The organism is Streptomyces sp. NPDC087215 (genome assembly GCF_044744885.1).
Taxonomy (GTDB): domain Bacteria; phylum Actinomycetota; class Actinomycetes; order Streptomycetales; family Streptomycetaceae; genus Streptomyces.
In genome coordinates, this window is sequence record NZ_JBIUZD010000001.1 from 16,433 (window position 1) to 39,795 (window position 23,363).

Below are 23,363 nucleotides of genomic sequence, written 5' to 3' on the forward strand. Positions count from 1 at the left end.
ACCCCGAGGAGACAGTGATGACGAACCCCTTCGACGACGCCGACGGCACCTTCCACGTCGTGGTGAACGACGAGGGCCAGCACGCCCTGTGGCCGACCTTCGCGGACGTCCCCGCAGGCTGGGAGGTCGTCCTGGAGGCGGCCGGCCGCTCCGACGCCCTCGCCTACGTGGAGCTGAACTGGACGGACATCCGCCCGAAGAGCCTGCTCGCGCAGTACGCCTGACACACCTCCGCCCCGCACCACCCCGAGGGCCGGGCCCCGCAGACCACTGCGGGGCCCGGCCCTTTTCCCCCTTCCCCCGGAAGGCGCGCACTGCCGTCCGATCTGCCGCTCCAACTTCCCCCGGACGCCTTTTCCGAATTCTAGGGTGAAGCCATGAAGATTCTGCTGACCGGCACCGCATCCGATTCCCACACATGGAATCTGGTCTATCTGCAGCTCCTCCTCGAGGAGCTGGGACACCGGGTCGTCAACATCGGCCCGTGTGTGACGGACGACCTCCTGGCCGCCGCGTGCCACACGCACACGCCCGGTCTGGTGGTCATCAGCAGTGTCAACGGGCACGGCTACCGCGACGGCCTCTCGGCCGTGCGGCGGCTGCGTGCCGAGCCCGGTCTCGGCACGACGCCCGTCGTCATCGGCGGCAAGCTCGGGGTCGCCGGGGCCCGGGACCACGAGCGGGCCGCCCAGCTCCTCGCGGCGGGCTGCGACGCGGTGTTCGACGACGGTGACGTCGCCGGGCTCCGTACCCTCGTCGCCGGGCTCGACCGCGCCGGGTCCCTCCGGGTCACGGCATGACCGGCGGCACCCTGGCCCCGGCCCCCCGCCGGGGGACGACGGCCACCGCCGAGGCGCCGGGCGCCCCGATCGCCCCTTCGTTCGGGGCGTTCGTAGCCGCCGCCGCGGCCGACGGCCGGCTGGTGGTCCAGCCCCGGATGGGCTTCAGCGACCCGGCGGCCATGCGGACCGGCCTCGAACGCACCCGGGCCGCGGCGGCCACGACCGTGGGCACCCTCACCATCGACAGCTACACCCGCGTCGGCGACGCGTCGGCCGCCCGCGCCTCCCTCGCCGAGGGGATCCAGCTCAACGGCTACCCGATCGCCACCCACTCGGCGGCCCTCACCCGTGAGCTGCTCTCCGGTCTGTCGGGTCCGTCCTTCCCCGTGCAGGTCCGGCACGGTTCGTCCCGCCCCGAGGCCATCATCCGGGCGCTGGCGGCGGCGGGCCTGGACGCCACCGAGGGCGGCCCCGTCTCGTACTGCCTGCCCTACGGCCGCACCCCGCTCGCCGAGTCCGTCGAGAACTGGGCACGGGGCTGCGAACTCCTCGCCTCCCTGGTCCCGGAGCCCCGGACACCGCACGTCGAGACCTTCGGCGGCTGTATGCTCGGCCAGCTCTGCCCGCCGGGCCTGCTGGTGGCGCTCAGCCTCCTGGAGGGCCTGTTCTTCGTCCGGCACGGCATCCGCAGCGTCTCGCTGAGCTACGCCCAGCAGACCGACCCGGTCCAGGACGAGGAGGCGGTACGGGCGCTGCGCAGGCTCGCCGCCGAGTTCCTGCCGCCCGAGGTGGACCGGCACGTGGTGCTGTACACGTACATGGGGGTCTTCCCCCGGACCGCGCACGGCGCGACCCGGCTCCTGGAGGCGTCCGCCCGGATCGCCGTGCGCGCCGGGGCGCACCGGCTGATCGTGAAGACGGCCGCCGAGGCGCACCGCATCCCGACGGTCGACGAGAACGTGCGCGCCCTGGAGACGGCCGCCTCGACGGCGGTCCTGACGGAACGTCCGCCCGGCGGCGCCGGACCTGACAGGCCCGAGGGCCTTCACGGGTCCGACAGCGAGGTGTACGCGGAGGCCCGCGCCCTCGTGGAGGCCGTCCTCGACCTGGACGGCGACCCGGGCCGGGCGCTGCGGACCGCGTTCGCCCGCGGCCATCTCGACGTCCCCTTCTGTCTGCACCCCGACAACGCGGGCCGGTCCCGCAGCTTCGTCGACGACCGGGGGCGGCTGCGCTGGTCGGACGCGGGGCGGATGCCGGTGGCTCCGTCCCTGGTCGCCGGTGCCCGCTCGGCGCTCACCTCGGACGGGCTGCTCTCGGCCCTCCACGGTGTCGCCGGCCGCTTCGACGACGGTCTCGACGGCCCGGACACCCCATGAGCCCGGCCCCTCCCCCGCACTCCGTTCCTCCCCCGCACTGCGCTCCTCCCCCGTGCTCCGCCCCTCATTCGGGCTCCGCCCCGACCGCCTCCCCCCGCCCGTGTCCCCATCCGTATCCGTATCCGTCCGAACGGAGTCGTCCCATGGTCCAGTCCGTGCCCACCCCGCAGTTGCCGCCGCCCCTCGGTGAACACCTGCGCTCCGCCCAGCTGCGCGCCGCGATGCTGGTGCAGCAGGAAGCCCTGTACGCGGCACGTGAGTTCCTTCGCGGTGAGGGCTTCACCGAACTCCTGCCGCCGCTCGTCGGCCCGGTCACCGACCCGGGCGGGCGCGGCGCGAAGGCCCTCGACGTGGACTACTACGGGCACCCGTACAAGCTGATGACCAGCGCGATCCTCTACAAGCAGGCCTCGTTGCGGGGCTTCCCCCGGCTCTTCTACATCGCCCCCAACGTGCGGGTGGAGCCGGAGGAGACCGCCTCGACCGGACGGCACCTCGTCGAGTTCCACCAGATCGACGTGGAGATCGCCGGGGCGAGCCGCCAGGACGCCCAGGACGTGGCGGCGGGGATGCTGACCCACATCGTGGAGCACGTGTGGACCGCCGTCCCCGACGTCCTCGCCGAACTGGGACGGGAGGAGCGGGACTTCGCCGAACTGCGCACCGGGAAGTTCGACACCCGTACCCACGAGGAAGCGGTCGCCCGGCTGATCTCCGGCGGGCACCCGCAGAGCCCGGACGCCGAGATCGACTGGACGGGCGAGCGCATCCTCTCCCTGGAGGCCGACCGGCCGTTCTTCGTCGACGACTATCCGAAGGGCTCGCGCGGCTTCTACGACCGCGAGGACCCCGAGAGGCCGGGCGTGCTGCGGAACTTCGACCTGCTGGCGCACGGCGGCTACGGCGAGCTGGTCAGCGGCAGCGAGCGCGAGTCCGACTACGCCACGATCGTCACCCGGATGCGGGAGAGCGGCGAGAACCCCGCCAAGTACGCCTGGTACCTGGACCTGGCGCGGGAGGGCATCCCGGCCAGCGCCGGATTCGGCATGGGCCTCCAGCGGCTGGTCCGCTTCCTCACCGGGCTGGACTCGCTCTGGCAGGTCAGCGCCTACCCGAAGCTCCCCGGGGTGGTGGCTCCGTGAGCGGGCTGCGGGCGGCGGGCTTCCCCGAGGACGCGGTACGCGCCCGAGCCCGCCGGGGCACGGCCGAGGTGTTCCCCCCGGCGGACGGCTACGGCACGGAACTGTACGGTCAGAGCGGCGGCGCCTCCCCGGACGCCCGGGAGGCCCCGGCCCCGGCCCTGTCGCCGTACCCGTCCCCGGACGAGCTGGACCGGGCCCGGATCGCCCCGCCGGTGTTCATGCCCCGGCGTCTGGAGAAGCTGATCGAACTGGGCCGGGAACCGGGCCACGACGATGTGGATCTCCGCACGCGGGTGGGCGGCTTCACCAGTGAACTCCCTTTGTTCCTCTCGGCGTTCGGGTCCACCCGGGTGGGCAGCGGCGATCTGGGCGTGGCCGCGGGCGAACAGGCGGCGCGGCTCGGCATCCCGATGGTCGTCGGGGAGAACATGGTGCCGGTGCACGGCTACCGGCGCGGCGCCGGGGACGGGATGCGTTCGGCGCTGCTCGCGCGGATCGCGGCGTACACCGAGAACGTCGCCGACGGGGTCGGCGGGGTGGTCGTCCAGCAGTCCACCGAGGACGCCGACTCCGAGGTGTGGAACCTGGTCTACAGCGACCCGGGGACCCGTCCGCTGCTCGAATCGGGGCGTCTGGCCTTCGAGTTGAAGACCGGGCAGGGCGCCAAGCCGGGCCTGGGCGGGATGACGGTGGTGGGCCGGGCCGACGCCGAGCGGCTCGCGGGCCGGTTCACCGTACGGGACGTGCTCGGCGGCGACGGGGCGGGCGGGGCCGAGGACGAGGGGCACCGGCTGCGGTGCGCCACGCCCGGCACGTTCACCGAGGAGATCGTCCGCCAGCAGCTGCGGTTCATGCGGAACAACTTCCCCAAGGCCCGTACCTGGGTGAAGTTCCACCCCGGACGTGATGTGGCGCGGGCGGCGGCGACCGCCTGGGGGGCCGGTGCGGACGCCGTCACCGTCGACGGCGCCGAGGGCGGTACGGGCTGGGCGCCCCGGGTCTTCCTCGACCAGGTCGGGCTGAGCCTGGCGGACTGCCTGCGGCTGATCGCCGCGTCGGGCGGGCGCCCGGCCGGTGCCCGGGGCTGTCTGCTCGCCACCGGACGCATGTGGGAGGGCGGCCGGGCGGTGCGCGCCCTCGCCCTCGGCGCCCGAGCGGTGGGGCTCGGCAGGGCGGCGCTGATCGCGGTGGACGAGGACCCGGAGCACGGCCTGGTCCGGCTGGCCGAGGCCCTCGCCCTGGAGACCCGTCTCCTGGTGAGCGCCCTCGGCAAGTACGCGGCGGACGCGCTCGCGCCGGAGGACCTGTGGTGGCCCGGCGGCGGGCCCGCCGGAGGTGCGCGCATGCCGGTCCCGGCCGCGCTGGACGCGGGCGGCCCGTCATGACCGCGCCGTGTCCCGCGCGGGCCGGGCGCGGGCCGGGCGGGCCCCGTCCCGGCGGTCGCCCCGGCGCCACCGGGGCGGTCCGGAGCGCGGGTCCCCACACCGTGCGCGCCCGGTTCGCGCTCACCGAGCTGCCCGTGATCACCGTGTGCCCGGAGAACGCGGGGGCGGCGGGCGCGGCTGCGGGGCGGGCGCTCCGCGCTGCGGGACGGGGCCAGTTGGGGGGCAGGCTGGAGCTCCGTACCGGTGGGCCCGCCCCCCGGACGGCCCGGCAGGCAGCCGCCGTGGAGGCCGTCGAGCGGCGGGTGGCGGCCCTGGCGGTCGCCTCGGCCCTGCGCGGTGGACCCGGTACGGCGTCGCTGCGGGTCCGCCCGGCGGACTGAGGGACACCGGCCCCGCCCTCCGGGAGACCACCAGGAGACCGCCGGGAGACCACGGGGCGCTCTTCGGACCCGGAGGACGACCAGCCTCTCCGTCCCCGCTCCTCCCCGGCCCCAGGCGGACCACCACAACCGGTCCGGCGCCCGCGTCGGCCCCCGAGCGGCGACCCGAACCACATGGGCGGGTGCCCTCCCGGACACCTCTGACACCGGGACCCCGGCACGGGCGCCTCCGACAGCGGCACCGGCACCGGCACCGGCACTCCCGACTCCGACACCTCCGACACCTCCGGCACCTCCGACACCGAACACCCCTGACACCGAGAGAAAGAGCACCCATGGCCACGACATCCCCGGCGACCGTGCACTGGGGCAAGGTGGGCGCCCTCGTGGGCGGCCAGGCCGCGGTCCAGGGCGGCAGTTTCGCCCTCCTCATCGCCATGAACTGGACCGCCGTGCAGCTCGGCGGCACCCGGGCCGTGACGCTCCTGATGCTGGCGGCGACCGTCCCGCGCGCCCTCATGCTGATCTTCGGGGGCGCCGTCTCGGACATCCTCGGCCCCCGGATCGTGCTGCTGCGGGCCACCTCCGCGCGGGTCGTCGTCCTGGCGGCCGGGGCGCTGGTGGTGGCCGGGACCGACCGGCTGTGGCCGCTCGCCCTGGTCGCCGTCGTCGAGGGCTCGCTGCTCGGTCTGACCGGACCGGCGTCCGGGGTGCTCCTGCCGCGCTTCGCCGCCCGCGAGCACCTGGCCCGCGCCAACTCGCTGTACGCGATGGTGCTCCGGGTCGCGCCGATCGCGGGCGCGCCCGCCGGGGCGTGGCTGATCACCGTGGGGCACCTGTGGGTGGCGCTCGCGGTGGCGGCGGGGAGCTGCGCGGTGTGGCTGGTGTGCGCCGCGTACGTCACCCGTGGGTTCGCCAGGCCCCGGCGCGAGCCGGGGGTGTCCCTGGTGAAGCGCTCCGGCGACGGCATCCGGCTGCTGAGGGCGCGGCCCCGGTTGCGGTGGATGTTCCTGGCGGCCTTCACCATGGACCTGGCGTTCAGCTGGCCGGCCGAGGTGGCGCTGCCGCTGCTCGTGACGGAGCGCGGCTGGGGCGTGGGCGCGGTCGGGGTGGTCCTCGCCTGTTTCGGTGCGGGGGCGCTCGGTTCGAGTGCGCTCGGGGCGGCCTTCGCGCACCGCGTGCCGCTGTTCGTGCGGCTGGTGCTGGGCGGTGTCGGTCTCGCGGCGGGCATCGTGGCGATGGCGCTGATGCCGTCGGTGGCGACGCTGGCCGCGGTGGCCGCCGGGGTCGGTGTGCTGTCGGGGATCAACGGTCCCGCGATCGTGACGTTCTATCAGCAGGCAGCTCCCGAGGGGCAGATGGGAGCGGCGATGTCCACCCTCGCGCTGGCGGGCATCGGTACGGCTCCGGTGTCCATCGCCCTGTTCAGCACGGTGTCGCTGGGCCTCGGGGTGGAGCGGACCTGGCTGCTCTGCGGTGCGGTGGCCGTGCTGTCCCCGGTGTTCGCGCTGTGTGCGCTGCGTGCCCCGGCGGCGGCGCCCCGGACCCAGGCCGTGTCCCTGCCCGACGACTCCCCCGCCACGGTGTGAGGATGCCATGACCGAACTGATCGTTCCGCGTACGTCCCCGGGCGCGCCCCTGGTCCCGGCCGCGCTGGCCGCCGTGTACGTGGCTCCGCCGCCGACCGGCGAGCTGTCGCCCGGTGCGCCGCGGGTGTGGCTGGTCGACACGGTCACCCATCGGGTGGCGGCGGCCCGGTACGCCCCGTCCGTGCTGGACCGTCAGGAGCTGGCGCGGGCGGCGGAGTTCCTGCGCGAGGCCGACCGGGACTCGTATCTCTGCGCCCATGTGGGGCTGCGGCGGCTGCTCGGCTCGTACCTCGGGCTGCCGCCTCTGGAGGTGGAGGTCTCACGGGCGCCGTGCCCGGGGTGCGGGGAGCCGCACGGGCGGCCGGTGCTGCCCGGGGACCGGCTGCACTTCTCGCTCTCCCACTGCGAGGGCCTGAGCCTGCTGGCCTTCGCCACGAGTCCGGTGGGGGTGGACGTGGAGGCGGTGCCGCCGCCCGCCACGATCGCGGAGACCGCCGATGTGCTGCACCCCCGGGAGGCGGCCGAGCTGGCCGCGCTCCCGGAGGCCGAGCGGGCCCTCGCCTTCACCCGGGTGTGGACGCGCAAGGAGGCGTACCTGAAGGGTCTCGGGGTGGGTCTGTCCGAGGATCCGGCGGCCGACTACGTCGGTTCGGGGCCGGTCCCGGCGCCGCTGCCCGGCTGGTCCCTGACCGATGTCAGGGTTCCGCGGGGGCACTGGGCGGCGGTGGCCCTGAGCGTCCCGCCCGCGGACGGGTGACGGCGGGTCGCGGCGCCCGTCCCGGCCGGTCGGCGGGGAGGAGGGCGGCCACCGCGCCGAGCATCAGTTCCAGGGCGAAGGGGTAGCCGCTGCCGCTCATGTCGGCGGCGAGCAGCGGGAAGGTCGCGGCGATGTGCGGGTGCGTGTCGGGCGCGAGCCTGCCGTAGACGGCGTGCCAGACGGCGTCGTCGGCCTCCCGGGCGGCCTCGGGCAGGGCGAGCGCGGCGGCGTCCTGGGCGGCGAAGGCGAGGGCCTGGTCGACGAAGGCGTGGTAGGCGCGCACGGCGAGGGCGTCGGGGAATCCGGCGGTACGGAGGATGCCGAGGATGCGTTCGACGGCCCGGGTCTCGTGGGGCCGTCCGGTGGTGCGGTGGGCGGCGAGGACGGCTGCCTGCGGGTACGCGAGATAGCCGGCGTGGATCCGCAGGCCCATGGAGCGCAGGTCCTCGCGCCAGTCGCCGGTGGCCGTCCAGCCCTCCTGGGCCCGGCCGATCAGCTCGTCCGCGAGGGCGAGGAGGAGGGCGTCGGTGTTGCGGAAGTAGCGGTAGAGGGCACTGGGGTCGGCGCCGAGGGCGGCGCCGAGCCTGCGGACCGAGAGCGCTTCGGCGCCGTGCCGGGCGACCAGCCGGAGCGCGGTGTCCACGATGAGCTGTTCGGAGAGGACGGCGCCCTGCTTGGTGGGTCTGCGGCGCTGCCGCCGGTCTTCGGGAACGACGCGTTCGGACATGGCCGGGACCTTACGTCAACACCATTGACGTGTAAACGCCCTTGCGGCTTCCATGGCGGCCACCACCCGTCGCCTCACGTTCTGGAGCACGCGCATGGCCAAGGCCGATCTGGTCTTCACCCGGGGTCCCGTCTTCACGGCCGACCCGGCCCGTACCCGGGCGTCCTCGCTCGCCGTCGTCGGCGACCGGATCACGGCCGTGGGCCACGACGAGGTGCGGGAGCTCGTCGGGCCCGGCACCGAGGTGGTGGACCTGACCGGGAAGCTGCTGCTCCCCGGTTTCCAGGACGCGCACGTGCACGCCGTGTTCGCCGGGATGGAGCTGGCCGAGTGCGATCTGACGGGGACCGTCGGCGTCGGCGACTATCTGGAGCTGATCCGGGCGTACGCGGACGCGCACCCGGACCGGGCGTGGATCACCGGCGGCGGCTGGTCGATGGAGAGCTTCGACGGCGGGCTGCCGACCCGGCAGCTCCTCGACGCGGTCGTCCCGGACCGTCCGGTGCTGCTGTCCAACCGTGACCACCACGGTGCGTGGGCCAACACCCGGGCCCTCGAACTGGCGGGGGTCACGGCCGGCACCCCGGACCCCGCCGACGGCCGGATCGAGCGCGAGGCGGACGGCACCCCCAGCGGAATGCTCCAGGAGGGGGCGACGGCGCTGGTCGCACACCTGGTCCCGGCGAGCACCCCGGCGGACCGGCTCGCCGGACTGCTGCGGGCCCAGCGGCTGCTGCACTCGCTGGGGATCACGGCCTGGCAGGACGCCATGCTGGGCAGCCTCGACGGCCGTCCGGACCCTTCGGACGCCTATGTGACGGCCGCGCGGGACGGTTCGCTGACCGCCCGGGTCGTCGGGGCGCTGTGGTGGGACCGGGCGCGGGGCGCCGAGCAGATCCCGGAGCTGGTGGCGCGGCGCGAGTCGCTGAGCACGGGCCGGTTCCGCGCGGGCTCGGTGAAGATCATGCAGGACGGGGTGGCGGAGAACTTCACCGCCGCGATGACCGCGCCCTACCTGGACGGCTGCGGCTGCGCCACGGGCAACTCGGGGCTGAGCTTCGTGGACCCGGCGACCCTGCGCGGCCATGTCACGGAGCTGGACGCGCTGGACTTCCAGGTGCACTTCCACGCGCTGGGCGACCGGGCGGTGCGGGAGGCCCTGGACGCGGTGGAGGCGGCGGTGGCGGCCAACGGACGGCGGGGGAACCGTCACCATCTGGCCCACCTCCAGGTGGTGCACCCCGAGGACCTCGGCCGGTTCGCCGCGCTCGGCGCGATCGCCAACATCCAGCCGCTGTGGGCGGCCCACGAGCCGCAGATGGACGAGCTGACGATCCCGTTCCTGGGCCCGGAGCGGTCGGCCTGGCAGTACCCGTTCGGCGATCTGCTGCGGGCGGGCGCCACGCTCGCGGCGGGCAGCGACTGGCCGGTCAGCAGCCCGGACCCGCTCGCGGGCGTCCACGTGGCGGTGAACCGGCGCGAGCCGGGCTCCTCCGACGGCCGGGTCTTCTATCCCGAGCAGCGGCTCGACCTGACGACGGCGCTGGCCGCCTACACCGCGGGGACCGCCCATGTGAACGGTCTCGACGACACCGGCAGCCTGCGCGTGGGCAACCTCGCCGACCTGGTCGTCCTGGACCGCGACATCCTCACGGCGCCGCCGGAGGAGATCGCGGAGGCCAGGGTCGAGCGGACCTATGTCGGCGGGCGGCTCGTGCACTCCGTCTGACCGGTCCTGAGCGATGACGCCCGTACGTCGAGCCGGGTCGGGACGAGCGCCCCCGGAAGCTCCCGCCGCCCGTCCTCCAGGACCGCCACCAGATGGGCGACGCCCGCCTCCGCGACCGCCTCGGGCCGCAGGCTGAGCGTGGTCACCGGCGGTTCGGTGTGTCCCGCGGTGACGTCCTCGCTCACACAGACGAGGAGCAGGTCGCCGGGGACCTCGTAGCCGTGGCGGAGGGCCGCCGCCAGGACCAGGGGCGGACTCGCCTCGGCCACGACCAGGAGGGCGTCGGGGCGTTCGTCCCCGGTGGCCGCCAGGGCGGTCTCGACGGCCCGGACGACCGGGCCGTTGCCCGGTGCGCCGACCCGTACGACCCGCTCCGGCAGGCCGTGGGCGGCGCACCAGGCCCGGTGGGCGGCGCACACCTCGGTGTGGAAGCGGGTCGTGCTGTCGGGGACGACGAGCACGGGCCGTGCGGCGCCCTGTTCCGCGAGGTGGTCGAGGGCTCCGCGCACGGCGGCGCCCGCGTCGACGTCGACCCAGTAGGTGCCGGGCCGTCCTTCGACGGAGCGGTCGCTGAAGACGGGGATGCGGGCGGCGACCAGGTCGTCCACGACCGCGTCGTCGGCGACGGGGTCGGCGACGATCACCGCGTCGAGGGACAGGTCGGCCCATTCGCTCTGCAGGGACCCGGCGGGCAGCAGCACCACGGCGTAGCCGCGTCGCAGCGCGGTCGCCGAGGTGGCGGCGGTCAGCCGGGCGAAGTACGGCGACTCCAGGAAGGTCCAGGGGGCGTCGGCGAACTCCCCGATCACGTATCCGATCAACCGGGCCCGTCCCGCGCGCAGATGGCGTGCGGTGGCGTTGGGCCGGTAGCCCATTTCGCGCGCGGTCCCGCGGGCCCTCTCCCGGACTTCGGGGGAGAGCCTCCCGGTGCCGTTGAGCGCCGCCGAGACGGTCGTCTTGGACAGGCCCGCCTCGCGGGCCACGTCGATCAGGCGGACGCGCGGAAGGGGCCCCGAGGGCTGTCCGCCGTTCCGTGGGACTTCGGTCATGGAAACGATGCTGCCACCCTCACGACCTGCGGAGAACCGTTCCCGCAAAGCCTTGTGCGGGAACGTTCCCGCATCAATACTCGCTCCATCCCCCCAGCGCCCGTCACTACACCCGTAAAGGGGTGGGTCCCCATGCGCGTGCCCCGCGTCATCGCCCTTCTCTCCTGTACCGCCGCCCTCGCGGCCACCACCGCCTGCTCCGGCGCCACCGTCCCGCAGGCCGGCGCGGGGGGGCCCGGTGGCCCCGGATCGGCGGTCACCCCGCTCTCCCCGCCCGCGCGGGGCCCCCTGGACTCGTTCACCTGGTCCCTGTACGCGGAGCCGTACACCCTCGACTACGCCCTCGCGTACGACTACCCGCCGAACACGGTCCTCGCCAACGTCTGCGAGCAGCTCTTCCGCGTCACCCCCGACATGCGGATCGAGCCCGGACTCGCCCTCAAGTACACCCGGCCCGACCCGCGCACCCTCGTCTACACCCTGCGCCCCGGGGTGCGGTTCCACGACGGCACCACCATGACCGCCGACGACGTCGTCGCCTCCCTGAAGCGGCACACGGACCCGGAGACCGGCTCCCCCTGGGGCTCCGTCTTCAAGAACGTCGACGCGATCGAGAAGACCGGCCCGCTGGAGGTGACGCTCCGGCTCGGCAAGGCCGACATCCTGCTGAACGAACTGATGGCCGCCTCCCCCGGCACCGTCGAGAGCGCCGCGTTCCTCGCCAAGGCGGGCAAGGACTACGGCACCCCCAAGGGCGGGGTGAACTGCACCGGGCCGTACGCCCTCGACTCCTGGTCGCAGGGGGCCGCCATCACCCTGAAGAAGCACGACGCCTACTGGGACCCGAAGCTGTCCCCGAAGTCCGCCGCCGTGAAGTTCACCTTCATCGAGGACGTCGCCGCCCGCACCAACGCCTTCCGCTCCGGCACCGCCGACGGCGGCTACATGGTCCCCGCCTCCTCCCTCGGCCAGCTGCGCGCCGGAGGCAGGGGCGCGGTCCTCTTCGGCCCCAACACGGCCGCCTCGAACCTCGCCGTCCTCGACTTCCACGGTCCGCTGCGCGACCTCCGGGTCCGCAGGGCGCTCTCCCTCGCCCTCGACCGGAAGAACATCATCAAGGCCGCCGCCGGTGGCGTCGGCGTCCCCGCCAAGGCGCCCGCCGCGCGCGGCGCCTGGGCCCTGGCCCCCGAGAAGACCGCCGCGCTCTTCGACACCCTGCCCGAGCCGGTGTACGACATCGAGGCCGCGAAGAAGCTGGTCCAGGAGGCGGGCGTCGCCGGACGCACGGTCACGATCGCCACCAGCACCCTCTCGCCGGAGATCAGCGTCGTCGCCAACGCGGTGCAGGCCGCCGGACGCCGGATCGGCCTCGACGTCCAGCTCAAGTCCGTCGCTCCGGAGGCGTACAGCAACATCTTCGTCGACCCGAACGCCCGCGCCGGACTCGACCTCGTCATCACCAGCGGCTACGACAACACGCCGGACCCGCTGGAGTTCTACCAGTACCTGCGCACCGGCGACTTCGGGAACTACGGCCGCTGGTCCAACGCCGAGTTCGACGTGGCCTTCGACCGCGCCAACGCCGAGCCCGACCCCGCCGCCCGCGCCGAGCGGACCGCCGAACTCCAGCGGATCGCGATGGCCGAACTGCCGATCATCCCCGTGTACGAGGCCCCCTACTCGGTCTTCCTCGGCGAGCGGATCACCGGTGCGCCCACCGGCATCGCCCAGCTGTACTACCCGTGGGCCGCGACGATCGGGGCGGCGAAGCGATGACCCGCTATCTCGTCGGACGGCTCATCGGCCTGGTGTCGGTGCTGTTCGTGACCTCGCTCGTGGTCTTCGGCAGCGTCCATCTGGCCCCCGGCGACCCGGTGTCGTTCCTGCTCCACGGCCGCCCCGCGAGCCCCGAGACGGTGGCCGCCCTGCGCTCCCAGTACCACCTGGACGACCCGCTGCCCACCCAGTACGTACGGTGGCTCGGCGGCGTCCTGAGCGGCGACTTCGGCACCTCCGCCCAGTTCCACCAGGACGTCGCAGGACTCATCGGCTCCCGGCTGCCCGGTACGGCCCTGCTCGTCGGGTACGCGGCGCTGCTCGTCGCGGTCCTCGGCGTGGCCTCGGGCGTCCTCGCCGCACTGCGGCCGGGACCGCTGGACCGGGCGGTGCTCATGGGCACCGGTGTCGCCACCGCGACCCCGTCGTTCGTGACCGCCATCGTCCTGGTCTCCGTGTTCTCCGTGCGACTGGGCTGGTTCCCCGGGCCAGGCGGCACCCCCACCGGCTTCACCGAGCGCCTCCACCACCTGACCCTGCCCGCCCTCGCCCTCGCCCTGACCTTCGCCGGACTGCTGGCCCGGGTGACCCGCTCGGCCATGCTCGACGAACTCGGCCGGGAACACGTCGAGGTGGCGCGGGCCCGGGGCGTCCCCGGCCGGACCGTCGTCCGCAAGCACGTGCTGCGCAACGCGCTGGGCCCGGTCGTCACCGTCGGCGGCACCATGCTCGCCGGACTCCTCATCAGCACCTCCATCGTCGAGACCGCCTTCGACGTGCCGGGCCTCGGCTCACTGCTCGTCAAGGCGGTCACCGCGAAGGACTTCGCCGTCGTCCAGGCGATCACCCTGCTCAGCGTGGCCGCGTTCGTCCTGGTCAACCTGGCCGTCGATCTCCTCGCTCCCCTCATCGACCCCCGGCTCTCGCTCCACGGGGAAGGCTCCTCATGACCACCACCACCGCCCCGCCGGTGCCGTACCGCAGACCGGGTCTGCGCGGACTGCGCCCGCTCTCCCAGGGGCCCCTGTTCACCCTGTCGGTCGCGGTGCTCGCCGCGCTCGTCCTGGTCGCCCTGCTCGCACCGGTCCTCTCCCCGTACGACCCCGAGGCCCTCGACCTGTCGGCCAGCCTCACCGGGACCAGCGGCGCCCATCTCCTCGGCACCGACCAGTCCGGCCGCGACATCCTGTCCCGGCTGCTGCACGGCGCCCGCACCGGGCTCCTCGGTCCGCTGCTCGTCGTCGCGGTGTCCACCCTGCTCGGCACCCTCCTCGGGGTCGTCGCGGCCTGGCGCGGCGGCTGGGCGGACTCCGTCCTGTCCCGCTCGATGGACATGGTCTTCGCCATCCCCGGGCTGCTCCTGGCGATCCTCCTCGTCTCCGTCGTCGGCTCCGGCATGACCGCCCCGGTGATCGCGATGGCCGTGGCCTACACCCCGTACGTGGGCCGGCTCGTCCGGGGCATCGCCCGGCAGGAGAAGGCCCGCCCGTACATCGAGTCGTACCGGGTGCAGGGCTGGTCCGGCTGGACCGTGTGCGTCCGGCACCTGCTGCCGAACATCGCACCGACCGTCTTCGCCCAGTCCGCGATGAACTTCGGCTACGCCCTGATGGACCTGGCCGCCCTCTCCTACCTGGGCTTCGGCGTGCAGCCGCCGACCGCCGACTGGGGCGCCATGATCAACGAGGGCCAGTCGGCCGTCCAGCAGGGGGCGATGCTGCCCGCCCTCGCCCCCTCGGTGTGCATCGTGCTCGCCGTGGTGGCGTTCGGCATCGTCGGCGAGGGGCTCGCCGACCGGATAGCGCGGCGGGAACGGTGAGCACCATGACAGAACGCACGGACCGGGCACCGGTCCTGGAGATCGAGGACCTCGGGGTCCGCCTCGACGGCGACCGGGCCGCCCGGCCGATCCTGGACGGCGTCACGCTGACCGTCCGGCCCGGGGAGACCGTCGGCCTGGTCGGCGAGTCCGGCTCCGGCAAGTCCGTGGCCTGCCGGAGCGTCCTGGGCCTGCTGCCCTCCGGCGCCCACGTCTCCGGACGGATACGGGTCGCGGGACGGGACGTCCTCTCCATGGACCGCGCCGCGCTGGCCGCGCTGCGGACCCGGCAGGTCGCCATGGTCTTCCAGGACCCGCGCGCCTCCGTCAACCCGCTGCGCCGCATCGGGGACTTCCTCACCGAGGGCCTGCGGGCCGCCGGGACACCCGCCGCCGACGCCACCGCCCGCGCGGTGGAACTCCTCGGAGCGGTCGGCATCCGCGACCCCCGGGGCGCCCTGCGCCGCCGCCCGCACGAGTTCTCCGGCGGGATGCTCCAGCGGGTCGTCATCGCCGCCGCGCTCGCCGCCGAACCGGCGCTGCTCGTCGCCGACGAACCCACCACCGCCCTCGACGTCACGACCCAGGCCGAGATCGTCTCGCTCCTCACCCGGCTGCGCGCCGAACGCGGCACCGGCCTCCTCTTCGTCACCCACGACCTCGAACTGGCCGCCGCGATCTGCGACCGGGTGTACGTGATGTACGCGGGCCGGATCGTCGAGGCCCGGGGCGCCGACGAACTGTTCGACCGGCCCCGCCACCCGTACACGGCCGGTCTCCTCGCCTGCGCGCCGAGCCCGGAGGCGGGCGCGCCGCCGCCCCGGCCGATCCCGGGGCGGCCGGTGTCCCTGGCCGAACGGGCGCCCGGCTGCGCGTTCGCCGCGCGCTGCGCCCACGCGGTGCCGCGCTGCACCGCCGAAGTGCCCGTCCTGGCCCGCCACGGCGACGGCCTCGCCGCCTGCCACCGCGCCGACGAAGGGATCACCCCGTGACCGACCGGACGAAGGAGGGCCTGGCCGTCACCGGTCTGCGCAAGCGGTACGGCGACCACCTGGCCGTCGACGACGTGTCCTTCACGCTCGCACCGGGCGCCTCGCTCGCCCTCGTCGGGGAGTCCGGCAGCGGCAAGACGACGACCGTGCGGATGCTGGTGGGCCTGGAACGTCCGGACGGCGGGACGGTCCGGCTGGACGGCCGGGACCGTTCGGCCCGGCCGCGCGGCCGGGCCGAACGCCTGGCGCGGGCCCGCGAGATCCAGATGGTGTTCCAGGACCCTTACCTCTCGCTCGACCCCCGGGTGAGCGTCTCCGGCTGCCTGGACGAGGTGCTCCGGCTGCACACCGGCCTCGACGCGCCCGCCCGGCGCGCCCGGGTCACGGAGCTGCTGGACCAGGTGGGCCTCGGGGCCCGCGAGGCGACGGCCCTGCCCCGGGGCCTGTCCGGCGGGCAGCGGCAGCGCGTCGCCATCGCGCGGGCCCTCGCCGTGGAGCCCCGGGTGCTGGTCCTCGACGAGGCGGTCGCCGCGCTCGACGTGTCGATCCAGGCGCAGATCCTGGACCTGCTCGCCACGATCCGGCGGGAGGCGGGCATCTCGTACCTCTTCGTCACCCACGATCTGGCGGTGGTCCGGCACATCGCGGACGAGGTGATGGTCCTGAAGTCCGGTCAGGTCGTGGAGGCGGGCCCGGCGGACCGGGTGCTGGACGCCCCGGAGCACCCGTACACCCGGCTCCTCCTGGCCTCGGTCCCCCGCCGGGGCTGGTCCCCGGCGGGCCGCTGAGGGGGGCGGGGCGGCCGTACCGGACCCGACGGGGGTGGGTCAGGTGCGGCTCAGTCCGCGAGCCGGGCCAGGACGGCCCGCATCGCCCGTTCCACGGCGGCGCGGGACTCGTCGGTGCGGTCGACGAGTTCGAAGGAGTGGTGGCCGTCCGGCACGTCCACGATCTCGACCTCGGTGCCGCTCGACGCGGCGGCGGCCAGGTACTCCTCGACCGTCGCCGCGAACGCCGGGTGCTCGCGCCCGGCCCGGGTCAGGACGAGCGGCGGCCCGGCCGCCGTGCCCGGCGCGGCGGCCGGACGGAACCGGTCGTGCACGGCCCGCCAGCCGGTGAGCGGCGCGAGGACGGGGTAGTTCGCGGCCAGGCAGCGCAGCCACGGCGGGGGCGCGGCGAGCCAGTCGGCCATCAGGAGTCCGCCGCCGGAGAAGAACCAGAGCGCGATCCGGTCGGCGTCCACCCGGGGGTCGGCGCGGACGGCCTCGACGGTCGCGGCGACGTCCTCGGCGGCCCGGGGGTAGTCGCCGAGGCCGTGCAGCCGGTGGTCCAGGGTCACCCCGATCGCGCCGAGTTCCGCCGCGTAGCGGCCGTACCCGAGGTAGAACGGGGTGTCGCGCGGAGTGGGCCGCCGGTCGGCCTCGACGGGGCCGCCGTGGACGAAGACGATCGCGGGCCGGGGCCGGTCGCCGGGCCGCGCCCCGGTGGGCAGGTGCAGGTCGTGGCGGCCCACGCGTTCGCGCGGCCCCTCGGCCACGTCCAGGAGGAACGGCAGGTCGTACGGGTCGGTGCCGGGGTCGGTGCCGGTGGGGCGCTCCGGCGCGGTGACCCGTTCGCCCTCCCCGGCCGCCGCCCGCAGCAGCGCCCCGGCGAGCGCGGTGGGGTCGGAGAGCATCGGCCAGTGCCCGGTGGGCAGTTCGAGGAAGCGCATCCGCTCGTCGGCGAACGCCCGGAACTGCGGGGGTCCGGACGCGACGAGCATCCGGAGCAGGTCGAGGTTCGATCCGTTGCCGCCGCACAGGAGGCCGGTGACCGGCAGCGCCCCGGCGGCCCCGGCCGGAGGGAACGGCCGGGTGAGGGTGTCCGCCGGGTGCGGGACGGCCTCGCGCTCCAGCCGTTCGAGGGCCTCGGCGGGGAGGTCCGCCGTGCTGCCCCAGCGCTCCCAGCCGCCCGGCTCCGGCGGCGGTACGGCCGCGGCGCCGCCGGTGACCAGGTCGCGGACCCCGGGGTCGGGCAGGGCGTCCACGGCGGCCTGCCCGTCCCGGGGCAGGAGCGTGTCGACGGCGACGATCCGGGCGACGCGCCCCGGGCGCGCTCCGGCGGCGGCGTACGCCGGGTGGAGCCCGTACCCGTGTCCGACGAGGACGACCTCGGGGGCGTCGAGCCGGTCGAGGAGCCGCACGAGGAAGTCGGTGTGCTCCTCGGGGCCGACGCGCCGGGGGCCGGCGGGGGCGGTGTCTCCGGTACGGGGGACGGCGGCTCCGGTGCCGGGGGCGTCGGCCCCGGTACGAGAGGTGCTGGCTCCGGTACGGGGGACGGCGGTCCCCGTACCCGTGTCCCCGTCCGCCACACCCACGACCGCGCCCGCGCCATCGCTCCCCGACCGGGCGTCGCCGTCCCCCCGCTCGGGGCCGTCCCCCGGCTCGGCGCCGAGGCCCGGCAGGGTCACCGGGTGGGCCTCCGCGCCCTCGGCCCTCAGGGCGGCGGCCGTCGCGTCCCACACCCGGCCGTCGGTGAAGGCACCCGGCACCAGTACGAAAGCGGTCATGTCCGTCTCCTCGTCTCTCACGGGCCCCTCAACGGCGGGGCCGTCTCCCCGGAGCCGTCGGGCGGCCCCGGGGCGGCCACCGTAGGAACTCCCCCTGCGGGAGATTCAAGGCCGGAGCGGTGGCGCACACTGGAGCCGACCGACAGAGGTGTACGCGGGGCCCCGGGCCCTGAGGGGGGATCACGTCGTGCCGATCGACGGGCTGTGGAGCATCGGTGAGCTGGCCGAGCGCGCCGGGGCCACCGTGAAGACCGTGCGCCACTACTCCGACCGGGGGCTGCTGCCGGAGGCCGGGCGCAGCTCGGGCGGGCACCGCAGATACGGGCCGGAGGCGCTCGACCGGCTCCTCCTCATCCGCTCGCTGCGCGCCCTCGATCTGCCGGTGCCCGAGGTGGGGCGGGCCCTGGACGGCCCCGAGGCCCTGGAGGAGGCCGTGTCGGAGCAGTTGCGCGAGGTGGGCGACCGGCTGACGGAGCTGCGCTGGCGGGAGGCGTCGCTGCGGCTGGTGCGGGATGCTCCGGAGGGACGGCGGAGCGAGCGGCTGCGGCTGCTCGGCGCGATGTCCGTGCCGCCCGACACGACGGTGCTCGCCCGGTTCTGGCGCCGTGTCCTGCCGGTGCGGCTGCCGGGCCGGGTGGTGTCGTCGGTCCTCGACGCGGTGGTGCCGGGCACGCCCGCGGAGCCGACGCCCGAGCAGGTCCTGGCCTTCGCCCGGCTGCACGCGCTGGTGTCCGGGGCGGGCCTGGACCGGGCGGAGCTGCGGACGGCCCGGCCGCTGCCGGACGGGGAGTACCGGCCCACCGTGCTGTACGAGGGTCTCGCCGAGGTGTACGGGGCGGCCTGGGGCGCGGTGCGGGCCGGGCGGGACGCGGCGGGGGCGGGTGTGCTCGACGGGTTCGTCGGCGCCTACGCGCGGGCGCTCGGGGTCCGTGACACCCCGGCGTTCCGGGTCCGGCTGACGGAGCTGCTCGCCGCGCACGAGGGGCCCCTGATGGTCCGTTACTGGAAGCTGGCGCCCGCGCTGTTCGGCCCCGACGAGCCGGTCCTCGGTCTGCTGCACCACCGGCTCTGCGCCTCGCTGCGGGTCCAGGTCGGTGAGCGGACCGCCTGAGGTCTCCCCGGCCCCGGGGGCAACGGCGGTCGGCGTGCGGGCGGATCTCCTCGGGCAGCCCGTGGCGTGGTCGGCGGGTCGTGGCCGTGCGGATGCCCGGGGCGGGCGCGGCCGACGGCATGTGCGCTCGCGCGTACGGACCTACCCGGGCCTCGGTGTCCAGGTGGGTGGCGAGCCAGGCACGCGGGTGCGGGGCCCCGTGGTGACGTACGAGGGCTTCGGTGTCCTCCGGTGTCCAGGGGCGCGGCAGGAGGGGCGGGGCGGACGGGTCCGTGCCGGTCGTGGGGGCTTCCCTGGGGGTGGGCCGGGGGCTGCTCATGGCCGGACGGTGTCCGTCGGGTCATGGGCGGTCGCACCCGGGCGTGTGGTGATCGGCGGCAGTCGGGGGAACGGGCGTGTGCGGGGCGGCGGGGAGGGGAAGAGGCGCACGGCGCACGCAGCGCGCTGGACGACGAGGAGGTGGTGCCGGTGTCGGGGCCGACGACCGGGAAGACGGTGGGAGCACCGTGCTGGCTGGGTCTGACCGCACGCGATCTGGAGGCGGCGGAGCGGTTCTACGGGGCGGTGCTGGGCTGGACGTTCCGGCGGGGCGAAGGGGAGCGCGCGTACGCGGTGGGTGAGCGGGACGGGGTGCCGGTGGCCGGGATCGCGGGGGTGGCGGCGGAGCTGTCGGTGCCGGTGGCGTGGACGGTGTTCTTCGCCGTGGCCGACGTCGACCTGGCGGTGGCGCGCGTGCGGGAGCGGGGCGGCACGGTGGGGGTGGGCCCGGTGCCCTTCCCGCCGCACGGGCGGGCGGCGCTGGCGACGGACCGGGAGGGGGCGTCGTTCGGGGTGTGGGAGGGGCGGGCGGAGACCCCCTGGCATCTGGGTGAGCGGACCGCGCCCGCGTGGCTGGAACTGCACACCCGGGACGCCTTCGAGGCGGCCGTGTTCTACGGGGAGGTGCTCCGCTGGTCGGACGGCGGGCCGGGGGGCTTCGAGGTGTCGTACGAGGAGGACAAGGTGGTGCTGCGGCGCGACGGCGAGGCCGTCGCGCGGTTGAACAGCGGTCCCGTGGAGGCCACCGCGCCACAGCCGCAGTTGCGTCCGCGCTGGCTCGTACGGTTCCGGGTGCCCGATCCGGAGGCGGCGCGGGAGGCGGTCGTGGCGCACGGCGGTTCGGTGGTGCCGGGCGGGGACTGGGGCGGGGTGCGCGGGCCCGCCGGGCGCGGGCCGGTGGCGGTGCGCGATCCGGAGGGCGCGCTCTTCACCCTTGAGGCGGCCGGGCCGCGCTCCTGAGGCGCCCGGTCGCCCGGTGGGCCGCGCCTCCCGGCGATGGCCGGACGGTGCGGGGCCGGACCGGCGGGAGCGGGCGGGGCCGGTGGGCGACGGCCCGTCCGGCTGTTCGGCCCGTGCCGAACGGTGTCCGTGTCCCGCGGCGACCGGGGGCGCGAACGGGCCGGTGCCGGTCGGCGTCCGGCACCGGGCGCGTCAGCTCGTGACGCCCGTCGGTCGGGGCGGTGGGCGCCGAAGCGGCCGGGCTCCGTCTCGGGCGTCCGGCTCAGTGCCGGCGTACGACGGGTGTCTCCGCGCAGCCTCGGCGCCGGGCGTCCTTGTGTGCCCGGCCCGGTGTTCTCCCGCTGCCCACCGCCCGGCCGTCGACGACCGCGAGCCAGTCGCCGGGGGACGGCGCGGTCGGCAGGGCGTCCAGGCCGGTCGGTTCCAGGGCCAGGAGGAGTGCCGGGTCGGGGCCGGTGGGGGCGTCGGCCGCGGCCGGGCGCGCCGCTCCGGCGTGCCACTCGGCGGTCGTCCGCTCGCCGGACCTGGCCCGTGACCACAGTACGTGCTGGAGCACGATCAGCGGTCCGAGGGCCGTCAGGAGCGGGAAGGCGCCGGTCAGCACGCCCAGGCCGAACAGCAGGCTGACGCTCGCGGACACCGCGAGTCCGACCGCGGCGGCGAGCAGGGCGGCGGCCCGTCCGAACGCCTTGAGCGCCACCAGCGGGAAGAGCGTCAGGAGCAGCAGGTCGCCGAGGCCGAGCGCGACCGGCGGTCTGCCCTGGGTGACGGCGAGGAGCGGGGCGAACGGCAGCCCCATGACCTGGGCGGCGAACCGGTCCATGACGGAGGTGAGTCCGGTCGCCACCAGGTCGTAGCAGCAGAGCGTGCCCGCGAACCAGGCGGCGTGGGCGGAGCGCATCCCGCTCTGCGCCCACATGTTGGCCACGCCCACCACCGCGACGGCGAGCAGGACGTCGGTCAGCGCGGTCACCGCGACCGGCAGGTCCGCGAGGGCGCACCCGGCGGTGACGGCCACCAGGGCGACCGCCGCCGCCCAGGCCCGTCCGGCGCCGGTCAGCGGCGCGAGGGTGAACTGGAGCGCCACGCAGAGGACCAGACCGAAGACGACGGCCACGGCGGCCCGGGGCGCCGCCAGATAGACCAGGGGGGCCGCCACCACGACGGCGCCCATCACGGCGACGTCGGGCAGTTCGTACCGGCCGACCGGGGGACGGGGCATCCGGACCCGTGTGAAGTAGACGGCGCCCGCCGCAGTGACGGCGGCGACGGCGGCGTTGAGGCCCACCAGGGCGGGGGCGGTGCTCATGTCCGGCTCCCCGCCCGTACGGCGGTGGGGCGGACCGACTCGAAGGTGTGCTCGCGCAGATCGGCGCGGACCGGGCCGGTCGGCGGCATCGTCGCCGGGTCGTCGTGGAGCACGATGTCGTCCAGCGCGAGGCCCGCCGTCGTGGCCCGCTCCCGCAGTCTGCCGAGCAGGGTCGTGGCGGGCGTCCGGCGGACCAGGACGTGGAGGACGGGGCCCCCGGGCCGGTCCTCCAGCGCGTGGCGGGCGGGCAGGGGTACGTCCGGTTCGGCCTCCAGCAGGTCGAGGACCGATCGGGTGGGGACCGCGAGGCTCGACGGGCCCGACCAGCGGCCGAGTACGGGCGAGGTCGCGGGCAGGTGGGCCAGTTCGCAGGCGGGTTCGGCCATCGGGCGGCGGACCAGGTCGCCGGTCGCGTAGCGCAGCAGCAGGGTGCAGTCGCGGTAGGGGACGTACGGGGTCTGCACGATGACGCCGACGGCGCCGGGGGGTGTCGGCTCGTGCGTCACGGGATCGAGCGTCTCCATGTGTCCGAACTCGGTGGTGTGGTGCAGATGTCCCTCGGTGCAGGTCGTGCCGCCCGAGGGAACGGCCTCGGTCATCATGTACGCGGTGGAGATCCGGCCGCCGAGGGCTGCCTCGGCCCGTTCCCGCAGCGGGTCCGAGAGCACTTCGCCGCCGACGCCGATGGATTCCAGGCCGAAGTCCGCAGGCCGCCAGTCGTTGCGCTCCGCTTCCTCGACGAGGGCGGAGAGGTAGGAAGCGGAGACCGTCAGATGGGTGATCTGCGGGGCCTTGCCGCGCAGGCCGAGCGGGGTGGCCAGCCGGTCGAGGGCCACGGCGGGGTCCACGGTGCCGATCTGGACGAACGAGGCGCCGATCCGGGTCACCGACTCCTCCACGTTGAGCAGGGGGAGGGTGGCGCGGGAGCAGCCCGCGTACGCCATGGTGTGGTGGGCTCGCAGGCCCTGGCCGAGTACGGCGGAGACGGTGCTCATGGCGACCGAGATCTCCACCTCCGCCCGGGAGAACCAGACGGTGGTGGGGGTGCCGCTGGTGCCCGTGGTGAGGGCCATCAGGGCGGGGGCGGAGGCGGCGGAGACGAAGGCGGCGGGCAGCGCGCGCAGTGCCTCCTTGGGCGTGACCGGTACGCGGTGCCAGGTCTCCGGGGTGAGGGTGTCCGGGTCGAGCCCCAGGGCGCCGAAGGTCCGCCGGTAATGAGCGGTGTGCCGGGCGGCGGCCCGTGCGGTGGCGCGCAGGCTGCGTTCGGTGACGGTCCTGCGCACGGCGGGGTCGACGGCCCCCGCCTGGCCGGGCAGCAGGGCCGAGTCGGCGCCGGGTTCGCCGAACTCGGCCAGGGTGGCGACGAGGTCGCGGGCGATGCGTTCCAGGTCCTGCGGGCGGATGCGGCGGTTGCGCAGGATCGCCATTCCGTAGCGGAGTTGACTGAGGGCGGTACCGAACAAGGGGGCTCCTGACGCCTGGACCGGTTGTCCTCCCGGTCCAGGCCGGGGCCGAGCGTCAGACCATGCTGGCGAACATCGCCGCGGTGAGGGTGCTGAAGGCGTACTTGACGTAGTGCCTGACCATGACGGGTCTCCCTTGTTCCGCGCC

The 23,363-nt window shown here is 75.3% G+C and carries 21 protein-coding genes; 16 read left to right on the forward strand and 5 right to left on the reverse strand.

Features of this window, described 5'->3' with window-relative positions:
* Window positions 1–17: 17 nt before the first annotated feature.
* From ACIO92_RS00035 to ACIO92_RS00070, 8 genes are all read left to right on the forward strand, one after another.
* Complete coding sequence (locus ACIO92_RS00035) at window positions 18–224, forward strand: MbtH family protein (protein WP_366440942.1); 207 nt, start codon at window positions 18–20, stop codon at window positions 222–224.
* Between the two features lie 153 nt (window positions 225–377).
* Window positions 378–800 (forward strand): cobalamin-dependent protein, encoded by a 423-nt coding sequence (locus tag ACIO92_RS00040; protein WP_351784384.1) that lies wholly within the window; start codon window positions 378–380, stop codon window positions 798–800.
* A complete protein-coding gene (locus ACIO92_RS00045; protein WP_402055742.1) occupies window positions 797–2,161 on the forward strand; it encodes a methylaspartate mutase in 1,365 nt (454 codons plus the stop codon). Before ACIO92_RS00040 ends, ACIO92_RS00045 begins: the two co-directional genes overlap by 4 nt.
* Before the next feature lie 143 nt (window positions 2,162–2,304).
* Complete coding sequence (locus tag ACIO92_RS00050) at window positions 2,305–3,303, forward strand: asparagine synthetase A (protein WP_366440940.1); 999 nt, start codon at window positions 2,305–2,307, stop codon at window positions 3,301–3,303.
* The gene (locus tag ACIO92_RS00055; protein ID WP_402055745.1) at window positions 3,300–4,688 is read left to right on the forward strand and encodes a glutamate synthase-related protein; all 1,389 of its coding nucleotides are present in this window, start codon (window positions 3,300–3,302) and stop codon (window positions 4,686–4,688) included. The genes ACIO92_RS00050 and ACIO92_RS00055 overlap by 4 nt, the downstream gene beginning before the upstream one ends.
* Before the next feature lie 101 nt (window positions 4,689–4,789).
* A complete protein-coding gene (locus ACIO92_RS00060; RefSeq protein WP_366440938.1) occupies window positions 4,790–5,068 on the forward strand; it encodes a hypothetical protein in 279 nt (92 codons plus the stop codon).
* A gap of 335 nt (window positions 5,069–5,403) precedes the next feature.
* A complete protein-coding gene (locus ACIO92_RS00065) occupies window positions 5,404–6,657 on the forward strand; it encodes an MFS transporter (protein WP_366440937.1) in 1,254 nt (417 codons plus the stop codon).
* Window positions 6,658–6,664: 7 nt separating this feature from the next.
* Window positions 6,665–7,414 carry a 4'-phosphopantetheinyl transferase superfamily protein gene (locus ACIO92_RS00070; protein ID WP_366440936.1) on the forward strand — a complete coding sequence of 250 codons (750 nt, stop codon included), beginning with the start codon at window positions 6,665–6,667 and terminating at the stop codon, window positions 7,412–7,414.
* Here ACIO92_RS00070 and ACIO92_RS00075 read toward each other — a convergent pair.
* Complete coding sequence (locus tag ACIO92_RS00075; protein ID WP_366440935.1) at window positions 7,353–8,141, reverse strand: TetR/AcrR family transcriptional regulator; 789 nt, start codon at window positions 8,139–8,141, stop codon at window positions 7,353–7,355. The genes ACIO92_RS00070 and ACIO92_RS00075 overlap by 62 nt on opposite strands.
* A 94-nt stretch (window positions 8,142–8,235) precedes the next feature.
* Here ACIO92_RS00075 and ACIO92_RS00080 point away from each other — a divergent pair, with 94 nt between their 5' ends.
* A complete protein-coding gene (locus ACIO92_RS00080) occupies window positions 8,236–9,870 on the forward strand; it encodes an amidohydrolase (protein ID WP_366440934.1) in 1,635 nt (544 codons plus the stop codon).
* Here ACIO92_RS00080 and ACIO92_RS00085 read toward each other — a convergent pair.
* Entirely contained in the window at window positions 9,837–10,919 is a 1,083-nt protein-coding gene (locus ACIO92_RS00085) for a LacI family DNA-binding transcriptional regulator (RefSeq protein ID WP_366440933.1), read from the reverse strand. The two genes, ACIO92_RS00080 and ACIO92_RS00085, sit on opposite strands and share 34 nt — an antisense overlap.
* Window positions 10,920–11,051: 132 nt before the next feature.
* Here ACIO92_RS00085 and ACIO92_RS00090 point away from each other — a divergent pair, with 132 nt between their 5' ends.
* The 5 genes from ACIO92_RS00090 to ACIO92_RS00110 are packed head-to-tail and all read left to right on the forward strand — an operon-like array spanning window position 11,052 to window position 16,294.
* A complete protein-coding gene (locus ACIO92_RS00090; protein WP_366440932.1) occupies window positions 11,052–12,695 on the forward strand; it encodes an ABC transporter substrate-binding protein in 1,644 nt (547 codons plus the stop codon).
* A complete protein-coding gene (locus tag ACIO92_RS00095) occupies window positions 12,692–13,645 on the forward strand; it encodes an ABC transporter permease (protein WP_402280702.1) in 954 nt (317 codons plus the stop codon). Before ACIO92_RS00090 ends, ACIO92_RS00095 begins: the two co-directional genes overlap by 4 nt.
* Window positions 13,642–14,514, forward strand: coding sequence for an ABC transporter permease (locus ACIO92_RS00100; RefSeq protein ID WP_366440930.1), 873 nt, complete (start codon window positions 13,642–13,644; stop codon window positions 14,512–14,514). Before ACIO92_RS00095 ends, ACIO92_RS00100 begins: the two co-directional genes overlap by 4 nt.
* Window positions 14,515–14,519: 5 nt before the next feature.
* Window positions 14,520–15,506 (forward strand): ABC transporter ATP-binding protein, encoded by a 987-nt coding sequence (locus tag ACIO92_RS00105; protein ID WP_366440929.1) that lies wholly within the window; start codon window positions 14,520–14,522, stop codon window positions 15,504–15,506.
* Complete coding sequence (locus ACIO92_RS00110; protein WP_401235987.1) at window positions 15,503–16,294, forward strand: ABC transporter ATP-binding protein; 792 nt, start codon at window positions 15,503–15,505, stop codon at window positions 16,292–16,294. The genes ACIO92_RS00105 and ACIO92_RS00110 overlap by 4 nt, the downstream gene beginning before the upstream one ends.
* A 50-nt stretch (window positions 16,295–16,344) precedes the next feature.
* On the opposite strand, the gene ACIO92_RS00115 is transcribed toward ACIO92_RS00110, so the two are convergent.
* The gene (locus ACIO92_RS00115) at window positions 16,345–18,054 is read right to left on the reverse strand and encodes an alpha/beta hydrolase (protein ID WP_402280699.1); all 1,710 of its coding nucleotides are present in this window, start codon (window positions 18,052–18,054) and stop codon (window positions 16,345–16,347) included.
* A 187-nt stretch (window positions 18,055–18,241) separates the two neighbouring features.
* Here ACIO92_RS00115 and ACIO92_RS00120 point away from each other — a divergent pair, with 187 nt between their 5' ends.
* Together ACIO92_RS00120 and ACIO92_RS00125 are read left to right on the forward strand one after the other, a co-directional pair.
* Complete coding sequence (locus ACIO92_RS00120; protein WP_401235990.1) at window positions 18,242–19,165, forward strand: MerR family transcriptional regulator; 924 nt, start codon at window positions 18,242–18,244, stop codon at window positions 19,163–19,165.
* 459 nt (window positions 19,166–19,624) lie between these two features.
* Window positions 19,625–20,443, forward strand: coding sequence for a VOC family protein (locus ACIO92_RS00125; RefSeq protein ID WP_401235992.1), 819 nt, complete (start codon window positions 19,625–19,627; stop codon window positions 20,441–20,443).
* A gap of 262 nt (window positions 20,444–20,705) precedes the next feature.
* Here ACIO92_RS00125 and ACIO92_RS00130 read toward each other — a convergent pair whose 3' ends face one another.
* Window positions 20,706–21,752 carry a hypothetical protein gene (locus tag ACIO92_RS00130; RefSeq protein WP_366440925.1) on the reverse strand — a complete coding sequence of 349 codons (1,047 nt, stop codon included), beginning with the start codon at window positions 21,750–21,752 and terminating at the stop codon, window positions 20,706–20,708.
* Window positions 21,749–23,215, reverse strand: a complete 1,467-nt coding sequence (locus ACIO92_RS00135; RefSeq protein ID WP_366440924.1) for a phenylacetate--CoA ligase family protein — start codon at window positions 23,213–23,215, stop codon at window positions 21,749–21,751. Before ACIO92_RS00135 ends, ACIO92_RS00130 begins: the two co-directional genes overlap by 4 nt.
* Window positions 23,216–23,363: the final 148 nt, after the last annotated feature.